Below are 16,799 nucleotides of genomic sequence, written 5' to 3' on the forward strand. Positions count from 1 at the left end.
AGCTTAGGGTAGGCGCAGCAAACGGCGACACGCCGTCAATCACGCTTCTGATCTTATTTGACGCGTTATTCGCGTCCTGTTCATCACGCCCTGTTACCTGCGGGTAACCGGTTCAGACCAGCGGAAACGGGCAGCTTCGGCTGACTCACTACCACGTTGTCAGAGTCAGCTATCGGGTTATCCGACGGTTTTGCTCTGCGTTTCTGATCTGTTATGAACTGAGGTGACCGATGTCAACACGCGATACGTTTCGTACCACCCGGCTCGACGCCATTTTCCAGGCGGCAGTCAGCGACTTTGCCGTCGCCGACAGCGCCGTGCCCGCTGTGCCGCCCGTGGCGACGCCGCGCCTGAACCTGCCCATAAACCCGCTGCCCGCTGAAACCTCCCATACCCTGGCGACCGCCGACAGCGCCCGCACCGTCAGTGCGGCTGAGAGTGCGTCACCCGCAGCCCTGCGGCCCTACGAACCTGTCGCTGCCGATGGCGTGATCGCTGGCTGGGAAGCGCAAAAGCGGGTGCATCTGCGCGGCCGGGCTGAAGGCGAAGCGGGTTCGACCGTTACACTCACCTTCAACGACCAGAGCTGGTACAGCACCGTCAACAAGTGGGGCTACTGGAACGCCTCCATGCCGGCGGAGGCGCTGAAAGGGGTGCCGGATGGCAATCACACGCTGACGCTGACCCTGACCAATAAAGCAGGCCACAGCACCACGACTGAGGTGGGGTTTGGTCTCTATGCTGACCGCACCCTCAGTCCGACCCTGACCATCGACACGGTCAGCGGTGACAATGCGGTGAATATCGCTGAAAGCATCTACGGCGTTGAGATCAGCGGCAGCGCAACCCACCTGCCGGTGGGGTCCGTGCTCAAATTAACCCTGGGCACGCAAACGACCACCGCCACCATGGGAAGGGATGGCAGGTGGTCTGGCACCTTTTCTGAAAGCGATATGCAGGCGCTGCAGGATGGCGTCTACAGCCTGAAAGTGACCGCGACCGATCCCAACGGGAAAACCGCAACCGACTATCACGATCTGACGCTGATCACGCACCTGAGCAGCCTGCCACTCATTACGTTCGACAACGTGACGCCGGATGATGTGATCAATCTGGCGGAAACCCAGCAGGACCTGCTGCTCAGCGGCACCCTCTCGACGGTTATGCCGGGTCATCGGCTGGTGATCACCGGTGCGAATCAGAAAGATTACGCTGCCACACTGGACGAAAGCGGGCACTGGCAGGTGGTGATTCCGGCAGCAGAGGTGAACGCTTTCATCAACGTGGGTGAGATCCGCGCCTGGTCGATCGACGGGGCCAGCAACTACACCGACGTCACGCATGTGCTGAATATCCACACCGGTTTTATTCCGGTTTACACCGAGATGAATATCGGCGGTGACATGACGCTTAACTATCAGGAGGCGCAGCACGATCTGAGCTTCTACGTTGAGGGATGCAACACCGTTGAGATCAACCGCATAACTTACCAGCCCGATAGCGGGGGAATGGTGACGCTGACTTCCGCCGAGCTGATGGCGCTGGCGGATGGCCCGGTTGCCGCCACGTTTCATCGCTGGGATCAGTATGGCAACAGCGACAGCCAGACCCAGGATGCGCTCTTTACCGTCGCTGTGCATCAGCGGCCGACGCTGACGCTGGAGACCGCCTTTGGCGATAACGTCATTGATGCCGCCGATGTGAACAGCTGGCATCTGATTCAGGGCAGTTCCAGCCATCTGCAGCCGGGCAGCCTGGTGCAGCTGACGCTCGGTGACCAGCACTACAGCGCCAGTGTGAAGGCCGATGGCGGCTGGGCGCTGACCATTCTGGCCGGACAGCTGGCTCCGCTGGAGGAGGGTGACTACACGATGACGGTCAGCGGCCAGGACAGCGCCGGGAATCTGGCCACGGCCAGTCAGAGCGTGCGGGTGGCCTCCCATATGGAAAGCGCCGGCACATTGCCTGCGCAGACGGTGGATCGGCTGCTCGACAGTTTCAGCGTGACGGCGGAGCACGCGCCGGAGGTGCAGGCGTCCTCTGCGTCCGAAGGGGTGATCGTCTCTGGCATGCCCTACACCCTGGCCGATCACCTGTTACAGCATCCGGCAGCGCATCCCCTGGCCTGATGCGGAAACATTAAAAAAGGCAGGGCCTTCCGGACAGGTCTGTTCAGTCTGTCTGGAGTGGCTCAGGCTGTTAAGATGGCGTTTTTTTATGCAATCGGCAGAAAGATGAAAGATTTCATCAGTTTTTAACAGGACTCGGTGCAGAATATGATCTAATAATGTTAAGGGTTATTCAGGCTCCGGCTTGTAAAACATAAATAAAATAACGCAATAAAACCTTTAAGGGCACCGTAACGCCTTTTCTGCCTGCTTTGTTCACCAGGAAAAAAACCATGATCATAAGAACGCCTGTTGGTATGGATAATGAACAAAGCACGATTAACTTTTCTGATATGCGCCCTGAGTGGCGTGGCACTCCCGGCGGCCTGGGCCGCACCGTTACCGAAGGCGGAGTTTAACTGGCGCGCCGCGCCCAGCGAAGAGCAGATTGCCAGCTTAACGCTGCGCGACGCTATCCTCCGGGCCTTCGCCCGTAATCCAAAAATCTCGGAAGCCGCGGCACAAATCCATGTCGGTGAGGGCGATCTCGACGCCGCCCGCAGTGCCTGGTATCCGCAAATCTCACTGCAGGGCGCGGCGGGGCGTTCGCATCAGACCGACTCCGCAGGCAGCCTGAACAATAATGGCTCCGGCGGCATCACGCTCAGTCAGCTGCTCTACGACTTTGGTCGCACCGGCAGTGCCATCGACGAGCAGCATGCCCTGTCGGATGCCTATCGTTACGGCCTGTTCGACGCAATGACCACCGTGGCGGAAGATACGCTGCAGGCCTACCTCGAAGTCAAACGCTATCAGGCGCTGGCTGAAACGGCGCACACCAATATCGCCTCACTGCAGCGGGTGCGGGATATTGCCGGACTGCGCGCCGACGCCGGACTCAACTCCCGATCCGATGTGCTGCAGGCGGAAACCCGCATCGCCGCCATGCAGGCCACGCTGGAGCAGTATCGCGCCCAGCTGCGTTCTGCCACGGCCCAGCTGACCGTGCTGACCGGCGTGGTGCCCGCCACGCTGCCGGAACTGCCGCAGGCGCTGCTGAAACAGCAGATTACCCTCGACAAAATCGCCTATGAAAGCAGCGCTGCGGTTCGCAGCGCCCAGTCTAAGCAGGAAGCGGCCCGCGAACGGGTGCGTCAGGCGCAGTCGGGTCACTGGCCGACGATCAAAGTGCAGGCGGGCCGGACCCGTTATGAAAACGATCGCCAGTCCTACTGGGATGACGAAGTGCAGCTTCAGGTGGAAGCTCCCCTTTACCAGGGGGGCATGGTGAATGCGAAAACGGCCTCAGCCGAGGGCGATCGTGAGGCGGCGCAGGCGGCCGTGCAGCAGGCCAAACTCGCCATCAATCAGAACGCCTCAACGGCCTATGCGGATATGATCGGCGCGCAGCAGCGGCAGGCTGCCGGAGAAGTACAGCTGGCCAGTGCCGATCATACCCGCGCCGTCTACGCCGACGAATATCGCCTCAGCAAGCGCAGCCTGAACGATCTCCTGAGTGTGGAGCAGGATGTGTTCCAGGCCGACAGTTCGCGGATCACCGCGCTTTATGATGGCTGGGATGCCACCGTTCGCTACGCCGCCGCAGTCGACAATCTGCTGGATATCATGGGTATCGATCGCCAGCAGAGCAGCGGCGATCTTCTTCCTTCGCTGCAATAGCGATAAGGCAATAATAATGAGTACAGCCACCCTGAACACTGAAAACTGGATTGCCGCCATGCTGCGCGTGGCCGCGCGATTCGGTAAACCGGCCGATGGCAAAACCCTGCGCCAGCAGATGCGCTGGTTTGAACATCTGCCGGTGTCACAACAGCTGGAGCGCCTCTCCGGTCTGCTGGGACTGCATCTGACAATGGTGCCCCAGAATAAACTGCGCTGGCGTCAGGAGATCACCCCTGTGGTGCTGGTGCTGGAAAATGCCAGCGTGGCGGTGCTGGAGAGCATCGATAAAGAGGGCAGCGCGCGCTACTGGCTGAGTGAAGGCGGCGACGTGGTGCGGGAAAGCCCGTTATCTGAACTGCTGGCGCGTGCCCAGGGGGATGTGGGGGTCACGGGCGTCGCGGCGCGGGGCCGGGATGCGCGCATTGATGAGTTTATCCAGCCCTATGAGCCGCACTGGTTCTGGAAAAATTTTCGTGGCATGGGACGCCGCATCACGGAGATCTCGCTGGCCTCGGTGGTCAGCAATGTTCTGGCGCTGGCCGGCATCCTCTTTTCGATGCAGGTCTACGATCGGGTGATCCCGGCGCAGTCGCAGTCGACGCTCTGGGTGCTGTTTGTCGGCGTGCTGATTGCGGCGGCTATCGAGTATCTGATCCGGCTGATGCGCACCCAGGTGTCGGACCTGATGGGCAAACGGATCGACCTGAAAGTCTCCGCCATGCTGTTTGCCCGGGCGATGAGCATCCGCAACGAGGCGCGGCCAAAATCGACGGGTTCCTTTATCTCGCAGCTGCGTGAGATTGACCAGGTGCGCGAGCTGCTGACCTCCACCACCGTGGGGGCGGCTGCCGATCTCCCCTTTGTTATTCTCTTCCTGTTTATCATGTCGTTTGTCGGCGGCTGGCTGGTTCTGATTCCGCTGGCGGCCATTCCGCTGATCGTGATCCCCGGTCTGCTGGTGCAGATCCCGATGGCGCGGCTGGCGAAAGAGGGGCTGCGTGAGGGGGCGCTGCGCAATGCGGTGCTGGTGGAGACCATCGAAGGCATTGAGGATATCAAGGCTCTGCAGGCCGAGCCCTATTTTCAGCGCCAGTGGGAACAGACGCATGAAGTCAGCGCTTCAATCAGCAATCAGCAGCGCCTCTGGGGTGCGCGTCTGACCGGCTGGGCGGCGACCGTGCAGCAGCTCACCTACGCGGGCATGCTGGTCTTTGGCGTCTACCTGGTGCTCGATTCGCAAATCACCACCGGGACCCTGGTCGCCTGTAGTCTGCTCTCCTCACGGACCATCGCCCCGCTGATGCAGCTGACGATGGTCTTCTCACGCTGGCAGCACGCCAAAATGGCGATGAAAGGGCTGGATGAGCTGCTGAAGAAGCCGCTGGATCAACCGGAAGCCAGCACGCTGGCGCACTGTCCGACGCTGACCGGCCATTACGATCTGCGCAACGTGCACTACAGCTATGACGAAGAGAATGAAAAAACGGTGCTCAGCGTGCAGCAGCTGCAGATCAAGCCGGGCGAGAAGGTGGCGATCCTCGGCAAGGTGGGGGCCGGAAAGTCGACGCTGCTGAAGATCCTGGCGGGTCAGGCACTGGCGACCCAGGGCAAGGTGATTGTGGATGGCGTCGACATCGAACGCATCGATCCCGTCGATCTGCGCCGTCAGCTCGGCTGGCTGTCACACGACTCCCGCCTCTTCTTTGGCACGCTGCGGCAGAACCTGATGCTGGGCAATCCCCACGCCAGTGAGCAGGAGATGCTGCAGGCGCTGCGCATCAGCGGCGCGCTGTCGCTGGTGCAGCAGGATGCCGCCAGCCTGGATCGCATTATCAATGAGGGGGGACGCGGACTGTCGGGCGGACAGAGACAGATGGTGATGCTGAGTCGGATGATCCTGCGTCAGCCGCAGGTGGTGTTGCTGGATGAGCCCACCGCGGCGATGGATGAACAGCTGGAGGAGCAGGTGATCCGGCAGCTGCAGGGCTGGATCAGCGGGCGAACGCTGGTGCTGGTGACTCACCGTCCGGCGCTGCTGAAAATGGTCGATCGTATTGTCGTTATGGATAACGGCCGGATTGTGGCCGATGGCCCGCGCGACGATATTCTGCGCCGCGCGACGCCGCCGTCGCCCGGTAAAGGAGGTGCCGCATGAGTCTGGTGATTGTTGATAAAGATCTTGCCCGCCATGAGCGCCGCACATCGGCGATTATCTGGCTCTGCACCGCCGCGCTGGCCCTTTTTCTCATCTGGGCGCACTTCGCCATTCTGGATGAGGTCACGGTCGGCACCGGCAAAGTCACCCCCTCCAGCCGCGCACAGGTGATCGACAGTCTGGACGGGGGCATCGTCAAGCAGCTTAACGTTCATGAGGGTGACATCGTTGAGAAAGGGCAGGTGCTGGCAACGCTCGATCCTACGCGCTTTCAGTCGAACTTCGGCGAGGCGCAGGCGAAGGTGCGCACGCTGCGCGCCTCTGCCGAGCGGCTGGAGGCGGAGCTCTCCGGCACGCCGCTGACCTTCAGCGCAGAGACCCTTAAAGAGCCGCAGCTGGTGACGCGGGAACGTCAGCTCTATGAGTCGCGACGTCGCAACCTCACCGAAACGATTAGCAATCTGCAGCAGTCGCTGCGGCTGGTGCAGGATGAGCTGCGGCTGACGGAGCCGCTGGTTGCCAAAGGCGCGGCCGGGCAGGTGGAGGTGATTCGTCTGCGCCGTCAGGTCAGCGATCTGCGCGGCAAAATCGATGAGGCGCGCAATGACTATCTGGTTCGTGCGCACGAAGAGCAGGTGAAAAACAATGCGGAACTGGATGCGCAACTGCAGGTGGCCGCCGGCAAAGAGGATCAGCTGACCCGCGCTACGCTCTACTCGCCGGTGCGCGGCATCGTCAAAGATATTCAGGTTACGACGGTGGGGGGCGTACTGGAGCCGGGTGGCAAACTGATGGAGATCGTTCCGCTGGAGGATCAGCTGCTGATTGAAACGCGCATCAACCCGCGCGATATCGCCTGGATCCGGCCTGGCCTGGCAGCCATCGTCAAGGTGACGGCCTACGACTCCTCTATCTATGGCGACCTGCCGGGTGAAGTCGAGACGGTCTCACCGGACACCCTGCAGGATGAGGTAAAACGCGATCAATATTACTACCGGGTCTACGTGCGCACCCGGAAAGCGGAGCTGACCAACCGGGCCGGGCGAAAATTCCCGATTGTGCCCGGTATGGTGGCCAACGTGGAGATCAAAACCGGTCAGAAATCGGTGATGGATTATCTGATTAAGCCGCTGAATAAAGTCAAAGAATCGCTGCGGGAGCGCTGAGACTTTTCTGAAGCCACTCTAACCGCCTGCTTAATTACGGTGATAAATTAACATGGCGGTTATTTCAGCATTCAGGCGGGAAAAGGGGGCGAAATTTACCACTCTGTGCGGTAACCGCCGGATGTTAATTTAACCCACTTAAGAAAGTTTACGCAGATATAGCGAAACGGTAAATCGCAGGCAAAAAAAAGCCGGACAAACTGTCCGGCGGGAAATAATAAGTTGTACATCTCATTCGGGGAGAATGAAGGTAATAATGGAATAAATGATGATAGCGGGAACTATTCTATTCTCAGATGCGTCATAAGTTTTATCATTCAGTGCTTCGGAATGATCTGAAATAACTCATTGATAACCAAAGAATCTGAATGGGTTTAGCGATTCGTGCGGCAATTTTTATCGATCTGTGCTGGTTATTAGTTCCCCGAAATTTACATTATGAAATAACTGTTTCGACTTGTGTAACACTTTTGGAAATTTAGTAGCATTTTCCAGGTGGATTATTACCTGTTATAAAAGAACAATGGCCTGACGGCTGAATTTTAAACATTCAGTTAGCAGTGGCAAATTATAAAGGCACATAACAGAGGGTAATAAAATGAAACGTCGCGTTCTCTCCCTGGTGATCCCTGCATTGCTGGCAGCAGCAGGATCAGCAAACGCAGCTGAAATTTATAACAAAGACGGCAACAAACTGGATCTGTTCGGTAAGGTTGACGGTCTGCACTACTTCTCTGACAACGACGGCTCTGACGGTGACCAGTCATACGTTCGTTTTGGCTTCAAAGGTGAAACGGAGATCAGCAACGAGCTGACCGGTTATGGTCAGTGGGAATATCAGGCTGCGCTGAACAACTCCGAGGCTGAAGGCACCGCCGACAGCTATACCCGCGTGGGCTTTGCCGGACTGAAGTTTGGTGATGCCGGTTCATTCGACTACGGCCGTAACTACGGTGTCGCCTACGATATCGGCGCATGGACCGACGTGCTGCCAGAGTTCGGCGGGGATACCTATGGCGCTGATAACTTCATGTTCCAGCGCGGCAATGGCATGGCGACCTACCGTAACAATAACTTCTTTGGTCTGGTGGATGGCTGGAACTTTGCGGTTCAGTATCAGGGCAAAAATGATAACAACACCGAGTCGGCTGGTGGCCGCGACGTGCTGGGTGAGAATGGTGACGGCTGGGGTCTGAGCACCACCTATGATCTGGGCTCAGGTTTCGGTATCGGTGCAGCCGCATTCCAGTCCGATCGCACGAACCGCCAGAATGGCGGATCAGAGGGTATCCTGGGACGGGGTGATAAGGCGGAAGTTTACACCGGTGGTCTGAAATATGATGCCAACAACGTCTACCTGGCGGCCATGTACTCACGCTCTTACAACGCCACCCGCTTCGGCGACAGCAGTGACAGCTCTTCAGCCTACGGTTATGCCGATAAAGCGGACAACTGGGAACTGGTTGCCCAGTATCAGTTCGACTTTGGCCTGCGTCCTTCTCTGGCCTACGTGACCTCACGCGGCACCGACGTGCAGAACTGGGGCAAACAGAACCTGAAAAAATATGTTGATGTCGGTGCGACCTACTACTTCAACAAAAACATGTCCACCTATGTTGATTACCAGATCAATTTGCTGGACGACAACGACTTCACCGACGCAGCCGGTATCAATACCGACGACGTGGTGGCACTGGGTCTGGTTTACCAGTTCTGAGTCAACAGGGAGCGCAGTTACCGCTGCGCTCCTGCGTGACCCTGCGGGCTGACCGCGTCAGCCTTGCGCCATTTTGCCGGTTCCGCCACCGTGGTTTCTGGCGATACCACGCTGCCAAATCGCGCACCTTTAAAGGCCACACCCGCCAGGGTGAAAGCTGAAAAGCTCAGCCAGTGCTGCCAGGCTGCCTGCCATCCGGAATTTTTCATTCTGCACCTCTCATCAGAGATAAACACTGTTTCAACAGTGCAGAATTCATGCCAGCTTAACCGCTCTCACAGCCACAGACTTTACGCCTGCTTTGATACACTTGCTGCGCCCGACGGGAGCAGGTTGCCCCACGCCGGTGCAGTGCAGCCTGTTAATGGCGCGGCCGGGAAGGGAGCATGTGGCGATGACGACGCTGATGCAGAACTTTATAGGTGCTGAAAACAAACAGCCCCAGGGCAATGGCGAGAATCAGATAGATCATCTGCTGCTCCTTTATTAAATGAATGTCGATCGCCTGATTAAAGGCGGGCAGAGGGTAGATGACGGGTCAAGTTTGAGGGGCTTAACAGAGAGATTCAACTCTCTTTAAGCGTCTTTACCCGAAGTTTATGCTTTGTAGCAGGTCGGAATAAAGTGTTACAAGTGAGGAAGGATGCGTTATCAGACTAATCTGCTACTTACAGCAGTGCTGGCACTGTCATTAGTGGCCTGTGATAAACCTGCGGCTGAACCGGCGCTGGTGCTGGAAGGGAAAACAATGGGAACCGTCTGGCGGGTGAGCCTGGCGGGTGTCGATCAGGCGCGCAAGGCGGAACTGCAGCAGCGTATTCAGCAGCGGCTGGATGCTGACGATGCGGAACTCTCGACGTGGAAGCCGGACTCCGCGCTGTCACGCTTTAACCAAAGCCGCGATCTCACACCGCAGCCGGTGAGTGAAAACATGGCAGACATTGTCACCACCGCACTGCGGATTGGCCGTAAAACCGGTGGCGCGATGGATATCACCGTCGGCCCGCTGGTCAATCTGTGGGGCTTCGGCCCGACGAAACAGCCCGTCCACACCCCCGATGCTGCACAGATCGCGGCCGCCCGTGCGGAGACCGGTCTGCAGCATCTGCGGGTGGTGCAGGGCGCCGGGGGGCAGTGGCTGCAGAAAGATCTGCCGGGGCTCTATGTTGACCTCTCAACCGTCGGCGAGGGCTTTGCGACCGATCATCTGGCGCGACTGATGGAGCAGCTCGGCATCAACAACTATCTGGTGTCGGTGGGCGGCGCGGTGCTGAGCCGCGGGCTGAATGCGCAGCAGCAGCCCTGGCGGGTGGCGATCCAGAAACCTACTGACCGCGAGAATGCCGTTCAGGCGCGCGTGGATCTGCAGGGCCACGGCATCAGCACCTCCGGCAGCTATCGCAACTATTATGAACTGGACGGCAAACGGATTTCTCATGTCATCGATCCCGTTACCGGACGGCCTATTGAGCATAAGCTGGTTTCCGCCACGGTGATTGCCACCACGGCGCTGGAAGCGGATGGCTGGGATACGGGCCTGATGGTACTCGGCACGGAGAAAGCCAAAGCGCTGGCACTCGAACAGCATCTGGCGGTCTATCTGATCAGCAAACAGGGCGATAAATTTGTCAGCTGGATGTCGCCGCAGTTTGCTGCTTTCCTGATCCCCGCTGAAACGACCGGAGAACCCTGATGTTAGATCTCTTTAGTGAAGAGCAACCCTGGCAGGAGCCGCTGGCAGAAGGCGCCGTGATCCTGCGCCGCCGCGCACGTGAGGATGCAGAAACGCTGTATCAGCAGGTGATGGCGATTGCAGAACAGAATCCGTTTGCCCATCGCATTACGCCCGGCGGGCACCGCATGTCGGTCGCGATGACCAACTGCGGCGACTTTGGCTGGTCGGTGGATTCGCGCGGCTATCAGTATGAGCAGCAGGACAATCTTAATGGCCGCCGCTGGCCCCCGATGCCGCCCCTGTTTCGCACCCTGGCGCAACAGGCCGCCCTTGAAGCGGGCTTTCCCGGCTTCAATCCGGATGCCTGTTTACTTAATCGCTATGAACCGGGCGCAAAGCTGACGCTGCATCAGGACAAAGATGAAAAAGATATGCGCCAGCCCATTGTCTCCGTGTCGCTGGGGCTACCGGCCGTGTTTCAGTTTGGCGGCTTTGAGCGGGGCGACGCTACTCAGCGGGTGCTGCTGGAACATGGCGACATTGTGGTGTGGGGCGGGCCGTCACGCCTGCGTTATCACGGTATCCTGCCGCTCAAGCCCGGCGTGCATCCGCTGGTGGGCGCCTGGCGTTATAACCTCACGTTCCGCCGCGCCTTCTGAGCCCTGAGGCGTGGGACGGCCTGGTGAGAATAACTATTGCTATCATTCCGCATCCCATTACACTGCAGGCTGTTTTTTGACTGCTGGATTGCCTGCATGACGTTGCTACACGTTGTTTTTCGCCAGTTCCGCTGGCCTTTCATTGGGGTGATTGCCCTGACGCTGTTAAGCGCAGTGCTGGGTATCGGGATGATCGCCTTCATCAACCGCGAAATGATTGTCGCCATTAACACCTCTTTTGCGGTACTGCCGCAGTTCCTGTTGCAGCTGGTGGTGCTGATGGCGGTCACGCTCGCCTCGCAGCTGGCGCTGACGACGCTCGGCCATCAGTTTGTCTGGCGGCTGCGCGGTGAATTTATCAAACGTATTCTCGACACCCGGGTCGAGCGCATTGAGCAACTCGGCAGTGCCCAGCTGCTGGCGGGGCTGACCAGCGATGTGCGCGCCATTACGCTGGCCTTTGTGCGGCTGCCGGAGCTGTTTCAGGGCGTCATCATTACCCTCGGTTCGGCGATCTATCTCGCCTGGCTCTCGCCGGAGATGTTACTGGTGACCAGTCTCTGGATGGCGGTCACGCTGGTGGGTGGCTGGCTGCTGGTCTCGCGGGTCTATCAGCATATGGCGAAGCTGCGGGACATCGAAGATAGCCTCTATCGCGATTACCAGACGGTGATAGAGGGGCGTAAAGAGCTGCAGCTTAACCGGTCACGCGCTCAGCAGGTCTACGACACGGTTTATCAGGAAGATGCCCGCGCCTGGCGTCATCATATTGTGCGGGCCGACACCTATCATCTCAGTGCGGTTAACTGGTCGAACATCATGACCTTAGGCGCTATCGGCATCGTCTTTTTTATGGCCAACAGCCTGGGCTGGGCTGACACGGCCGTCGCCGCGACTTTTTCCCTGACGCTGCTGTTTCTGCGCACGCCGCTGCTCTCGGCGGTCGGCGCGCTGCCTACGCTGCTCAGCGCGCAGGTGGCGTTCCGTAAGCTTAACGCCTTCGATCTCGCTCCTTATCAGGCCGGCTTCCACGCGCCAGCCGCCACCGCGGCGTGGCAGACGCTGGAGTTACGTGATGTCTCCTTCCACTACGGCGACAACGGCTTTAAGGTCGGGCCGATCAACCTGACGCTGCGCCGGGGAGAGCTGGTCTTTCTGATTGGCGGTAACGGCAGCGGGAAATCGACGCTGGCGATGCTGCTGACCGGGCTTTATCAGCCGCAGTCCGGCACGCTGCTGCTGGATGGCCAGCCGATCACGGCAGATGAACTCGATCGCTGGCGCAGTCAGTTCTCGGCGGTCTTTACCGATCTGCACCTGTTTGATCGGCTTATCGGGCGGGAGGGGGTTCCGGCTAATCCGGCGCTGGTTCAGCAGTGGCTGGAGAGGCTGAAGATGCAGGATAAGCTGAAACTTGCCGGTAATAAGGTGCTGAACCTCCGGCTGTCCAAAGGACAGAGCAAGCGCCTGGCACTGCTGCTGGCGGTGGCAGAAGAGCGGGATGTGCTGCTGCTGGATGAGTGGGCGGCCGATCAGGACCCCCATTTCCGTCGCATCTTCTATCGTGAGCTGCTGCCGTGGCTGCAGGAGGCGGGCAAAACGGTATTTGCCATCAGCCATGACGATCACTATTTCATTCACGCTGACCGGCTGCTGGAGATGCGCGAAGGGCAGTTAACCGAGCTGACCGGTAATGAGCGCGACCTCGCCACGCTCGACTCGGTAAAACGCACCGACACCGGCCTTTAGCGACAGATGGCAAAACTTAGCAAAAAAGCGTATTGGCAGGCCGCGCCTGAAAGCGGTTACTGTAGCGGACAGCAGAAACAGCGGTTTCTGCGATCCTGAAACTTCTTCTTTCGTCTGTGTTTACCCCCGGCTAAGCTGCGTTGTTTAGCCGGTTTTTTAAACCGGATGCACCACCTGCGTTATCACCAGATTCTCCCGCCACAAAAATGTCGCCTGTAATAATGTGCCCGCCGGAAATCGCTCACTGAAGTGCTGAGTCAGCCGCAGCGTGGCGCGCTGTCGGGCACAATCCACCGACACCAGCGCCGCCTGAAGAAAGTCCATCGGCTGATGCAGTTGAGGCCAGAGTGCCTTGTAAACACTCTCTTTCAGGGAGAACAGCAGGGTCGCGGCGGCACTGAAGCTGACCGGCAGCGACCGCAGCAGTTGCTGCTCCTGCGCATTCATCAGCAGCCCGGCCATGTCGTTTGCCGTTGTCTCCGGCATGATCTGTTCAACATCGACCCCGACAGTGCAGGACTGACGCGTTGCCGCGACGACCACAACGCCCGCACTGTGTGACAGCGACGCCTGAATACCCGCTGGCCAGCAGGGAGAGCGATCGGGGGCATTGTTCAGGATAAAGTCAGGGATGCCCAGCTCTGCCATGACCGACCTCACCAGCATCCGGCTGGCCAGATATTCGGCACGACGTTTGCGGACAGCCTGTTGCAGGCGGGCAGGCAGCGTGATGCCCCAGGCAGCAGCCAGTGCCTCATCGTAAGCGTGCAGATTAAAGTGACTCACCGCCAGCAGCGGATCGCTGTGGCTCAGATGCGAGGAGAGAATAAAGCCGCCTGCAACAGGCGGCAGCGGCAGGTCGGGATAGCGCATGCGGAACCATGATGGATGCCAAAACGGCATTAAATCAGGTGCATGCAAACAGGGCAAGCAGCCTGCCGGGATCAGTCGTTGGGCGGGATGGCAAAACTCTTCAGAGAAACAACAAAATGGTGATGACCTTTGCTGATACGCGCGCCGCGGTCGCACCAGTGGCTTGCCAGGCGAAAGAAATCGTCGCTGCCGATGTCATACGCCAGTTCCACTTTGCTGATGCCTGAGTGCAATAACGTTTCTGCATCTTTCAGGCTCTTTGCTTTAATCGCCATACACATTATCCGTCAGTTTCAGGGGAATTCAGGGTAAGGCGTTTCTGTGACATTTTTGTTTCAGTTTGATGAAAAAGCGTAGCGAGAGGTAATTTCTGTGAGGCGGATCCATCTCTGCTGCAAGCCATAACTGGCTGATTGCAGAGATAATATTAACGGCTGACAGGATTAATCTGAATATACGAACAGGAACTACGCTGTCAGAGAAAGGCCGCGTCACGCGCGGCCCTGGTGGGTTACTTCTGGTCTGGCGGGGAAGGTTGCTTATCGCCTGACTCAGGTGCTTCTGTTGGATCGTCTTTTTCAATAAAGGTCATAAACTCTCCTCTTGTTACCCACAGGCTGTTAAGTATAGATCGGATTGGCGGGGACGCGAGGAAAGGGGGATTTGACAGCAGAAACGAAAAAAGCAGCCGATGAGGCTGCTTTTAGAGTAATTTGGTCGGCACGAGAGGATTTGAACCTCCGACCCCGGACACCCCATGACCTGTTAAGGCATGGAATAGTTAGCATACTCAATAAGATAGGTCATGATGCACATAGGAAATATTGCACATGGCTACAGTAAGACAGCTTCCTTCTGGTAAGTGGAATGCACAGGTGAGGATTAAGGGCTATCCCACTAAGACTGCTACACGTTCCACCAGAGAGGAAGTAGAGCAATGGGCTATTGAACAAGAGCGGGACATTAAGAAAGAGGCCAACACTATTGAATCTCTCAAGGCCATCTACCTTGAAGAAGTGATGACCAGAAATGGGAAGCAAAGGGGAGGCTATGAATCTGCTAAGTTCAAGTTGAACACTGTAGGGAAGATCCTTAATGGTAAGACGCTGGAATCCCTCACCAGTGAGGATGCTGTAGCTTACAGACAGGCACGCATTAAAGAAGTGAGTGGTTCAACTGTACGCTTGGAAATGCAACTCCTTTCCCGATTCCTCAGATGGGCTAACACTGAGAAGGGCGTAGCTTGTAGCGATGTAGTGAAGCCTGTAAAGCTCCCTAATGCTGGTAAGCCTAGAAGCAAGATAGTAGAAGAGAATGAATACAGGATGATTCTGGAGCGTGCCAGTGAGAAGGCTAAAGCTATCATCATGCTTGCATGGGAGACAGCTATGCGAAGGAATGAGCTATTAGCTATCACCCCTTCAATGGTGGATTTTAAGAAGCGTGTTATCCATCTGTCAGATGAACAGACTAAGAATGGAGAAGGGCGTGATGTTCCTCTCTCTTCTAACGCTGTAACGCTCTTAAAGGAATTATGTGAGGGGAGGGAGGTTAATAGCAGGCTGTTTACGCTCACTCCCTATGCTGTTACACAGGCCTTCAGAAGAGCTGCAAGGCTCAGCTATGTGCATGGTGTATGCTTTCATTCACTGAGGCATACAGCTATCACCAGATACGCTGAGAAGGGGCTGAATACAATACAGCTTCAATGTATCTCCGGGCATAAGAGCATTAGCATGTTAGCCAGATACAGCCACATTAAGGCAAGCAGTGTGGCTGATTTGATGGGATAAATTTGATGAATTGTTATTGCTAGATTAATATGGTGCGTTATCTAAGTACAGGGGACGCGCCATGTTAACTCCTATTCAAGAGTCAGTTTTTGTGTTGTCAGCTTTAAAGAATACTTTTGAACCTGCTCTTAAAACCTTTAAGAGATATATTAATGATGATGATGTTAAGTTTTTACTTCAAAATAAGATGCTTATTGACTTATATTCTTTTCAGGAAGAGTGGGCAAGGCTAAACGCTTTATGTGCTACTAATCCAGAAGTAGTGTTAACTCGAAAGATCTGTGAGCCAGCTCTGTCAAGGCTTCATAAGTGGGGTGGGATAAGGGATTTTCGCAATAAAGTACTTGCTCACGGTTACAGAGAAGAGTTGAAGGTTAATGGTGGCGGTAAAGTTAACTCTCCTGCTGACTTAAAAAAGTGGTATTTTGACGCGGATGTGCCAAACTCATATGCAGAAGTACTCTTGCTGGCAGAGATGGCTTACTTCTGTATGGCGATATTTATTATAAGACATGGGGATAGCACTAAGGATATAGATTTTAATTATAAGGAAGAAACAGCCCCAAAAGGAATTCAAACCGCTCAAGAGTTTGATGCTGAAATGTCAGGATTTATGCGCCACATATCCACCCTGGATAATTCAATTGCTAGTTCATGGCAGGGGTATACAACATTAACCGAGATAGTAAGTAAAAAATGAAATGGATGAATATCTTCGTTATGATTTTTTATTGACAACCTTATCTCTATAAAGGAATACCGTCGTCAGATGGTTAAGTAGTTAGCCTGACGGAAACGCAAAGGGTGAGTATGTGACCCAGGCAGTTAGATGATTAGTAAGGCTTGAGAGATGCTAGGATTTCTCATGCTTTACTCAATACATGGCTGTTATGTCATTGAAAGCACGCCCCTGTAGGGATTGCGCAGCCTCCAAAAAGCCGGGGTGTGCCAGCGTCCCCGCTGTAAGTACAGGGCTAACTAGTTAACGTAGCCAGGCGGTGTATCTGGAGCACAATTTGCGGGATAACCTCCCCGTGTGGTTTACGAGACAAACTTAAAATACGTGAAGGTGGAGCAAGATTCCTAGCGTCTCCCTCTCATATCGTAGCGTATTTTAAATTACTTAATAGGAGCCACCCTAAGCGTGCTTATTAAGCCCCTGTGTATTTCCCTGCCTTTTACCTTATCTCTTCTCCTGATGCGTTTAAGGCCGTTCTGTGG

Annotated in this window: 14 protein-coding genes; 10 read left to right on the forward strand and 4 right to left on the reverse strand. The window is 56.3% G+C overall.

The genetic code is table 11. From position 1 onward, the window contains the following. Window positions 1-230: 230 nt before the first annotated feature. The 5 genes from OJ965_RS08540 to ompC all read left to right on the forward strand — a co-directional run bounded on the left by OJ965_RS08540 (window position 231) and on the right by ompC (window position 8,829). On the forward strand, window positions 231-2,129 hold the full coding sequence (locus OJ965_RS08540; RefSeq protein ID WP_265138806.1) for an Ig-like domain-containing protein: 1,899 nt from the start codon (window positions 231-233) through the stop codon (window positions 2,127-2,129). Window positions 2,130-2,432: 303 nt separating this feature from the next. Further along, a complete protein-coding gene (locus OJ965_RS08545; RefSeq protein ID WP_009089078.1) occupies window positions 2,433-3,788 on the forward strand; it encodes a TolC family outer membrane protein in 1,356 nt (451 codons plus the stop codon). Between the two features lie 16 nt (window positions 3,789-3,804). After that, a complete protein-coding gene (locus OJ965_RS08550) occupies window positions 3,805-5,946 on the forward strand; it encodes a type I secretion system permease/ATPase (protein ID WP_058957777.1) in 2,142 nt (713 codons plus the stop codon). Next, entirely contained in the window at window positions 5,943-7,112 is a 1,170-nt protein-coding gene (locus OJ965_RS08555) for a beta-barrel domain-containing protein (protein WP_046102252.1), read from the forward strand. Before OJ965_RS08550 ends, OJ965_RS08555 begins: the two co-directional genes overlap by 4 nt. A 598-nt stretch (window positions 7,113-7,710) precedes the next feature. Then, window positions 7,711-8,829: a porin OmpC gene (gene ompC, locus OJ965_RS08560; RefSeq protein ID WP_009089083.1), complete on the forward strand. Its 1,119-nt coding sequence runs from the start codon at window positions 7,711-7,713 to the stop codon at window positions 8,827-8,829. A 17-nt stretch (window positions 8,830-8,846) separates the two neighbouring features. Here the strand turns inward: ompC and OJ965_RS08565 are convergent, their stop codons facing one another. Together OJ965_RS08565 and OJ965_RS08570 are read right to left on the reverse strand one after the other, a co-directional pair. Next, window positions 8,847-9,038, reverse strand: a complete 192-nt coding sequence (locus OJ965_RS08565) for a hypothetical protein (protein ID WP_265138807.1) — start codon at window positions 9,036-9,038, stop codon at window positions 8,847-8,849. A 152-nt stretch (window positions 9,039-9,190) separates the two neighbouring features. After that, the gene (locus tag OJ965_RS08570) at window positions 9,191-9,301 is read right to left on the reverse strand and encodes a hypothetical protein (RefSeq protein WP_009089087.1); all 111 of its coding nucleotides are present in this window, start codon (window positions 9,299-9,301) and stop codon (window positions 9,191-9,193) included. Window positions 9,302-9,472: 171 nt separating this feature from the next. On the opposite strand from OJ965_RS08570, the gene apbE reads away from it, so the two are divergent. From apbE to OJ965_RS08585, 3 genes are all read left to right on the forward strand, one after another. After that, window positions 9,473-10,522 carry an FAD:protein FMN transferase ApbE gene (gene apbE, locus OJ965_RS08575; RefSeq protein WP_009089088.1) on the forward strand — a complete coding sequence of 350 codons (1,050 nt, stop codon included), beginning with the start codon at window positions 9,473-9,475 and terminating at the stop codon, window positions 10,520-10,522. Next, the gene (gene alkB / locus OJ965_RS08580) at window positions 10,522-11,163 is read left to right on the forward strand and encodes a DNA oxidative demethylase AlkB (RefSeq protein WP_009089090.1); all 642 of its coding nucleotides are present in this window, start codon (window positions 10,522-10,524) and stop codon (window positions 11,161-11,163) included. Before apbE ends, alkB begins: the two co-directional genes overlap by 1 nt. A gap of 96 nt (window positions 11,164-11,259) precedes the next feature. Then, window positions 11,260-12,912 (forward strand): multidrug ABC transporter permease/ATP-binding protein, encoded by a 1,653-nt coding sequence (locus tag OJ965_RS08585; protein ID WP_167428765.1) that lies wholly within the window; start codon window positions 11,260-11,262, stop codon window positions 12,910-12,912. A 156-nt stretch (window positions 12,913-13,068) separates the two neighbouring features. On the opposite strand, the gene OJ965_RS08590 is transcribed toward OJ965_RS08585, so the two are convergent. Together OJ965_RS08590 and OJ965_RS08595 are read right to left on the reverse strand one after the other, a co-directional pair. Then, complete coding sequence (locus OJ965_RS08590) at window positions 13,069-13,785, reverse strand: 4'-phosphopantetheinyl transferase family protein (protein ID WP_265138812.1); 717 nt, start codon at window positions 13,783-13,785, stop codon at window positions 13,069-13,071. Window positions 13,786-13,856: 71 nt separating this feature from the next. Then, a complete protein-coding gene (locus tag OJ965_RS08595; RefSeq protein WP_009089095.1) occupies window positions 13,857-14,060 on the reverse strand; it encodes a hypothetical protein in 204 nt (67 codons plus the stop codon). 555 nt (window positions 14,061-14,615) lie between these two features. Here OJ965_RS08595 and OJ965_RS08605 point away from each other — a divergent pair. Together OJ965_RS08605 and OJ965_RS08610 are read left to right on the forward strand one after the other, a co-directional pair. Then, complete coding sequence (locus tag OJ965_RS08605) at window positions 14,616-15,578, forward strand: tyrosine-type recombinase/integrase (protein ID WP_265138816.1); 963 nt, start codon at window positions 14,616-14,618, stop codon at window positions 15,576-15,578. 61 nt (window positions 15,579-15,639) lie between these two features. Further along, window positions 15,640-16,278, forward strand: coding sequence for a hypothetical protein (locus tag OJ965_RS08610; protein WP_265138818.1), 639 nt, complete (start codon window positions 15,640-15,642; stop codon window positions 16,276-16,278). Window positions 16,279-16,799: the final 521 nt, after the last annotated feature.

It is taken from the genome of Pantoea anthophila (assembly GCF_026104315.1).
GTDB classification, from domain to species: Bacteria; Pseudomonadota; Gammaproteobacteria; order Enterobacterales; family Enterobacteriaceae; genus Pantoea; species Pantoea anthophila.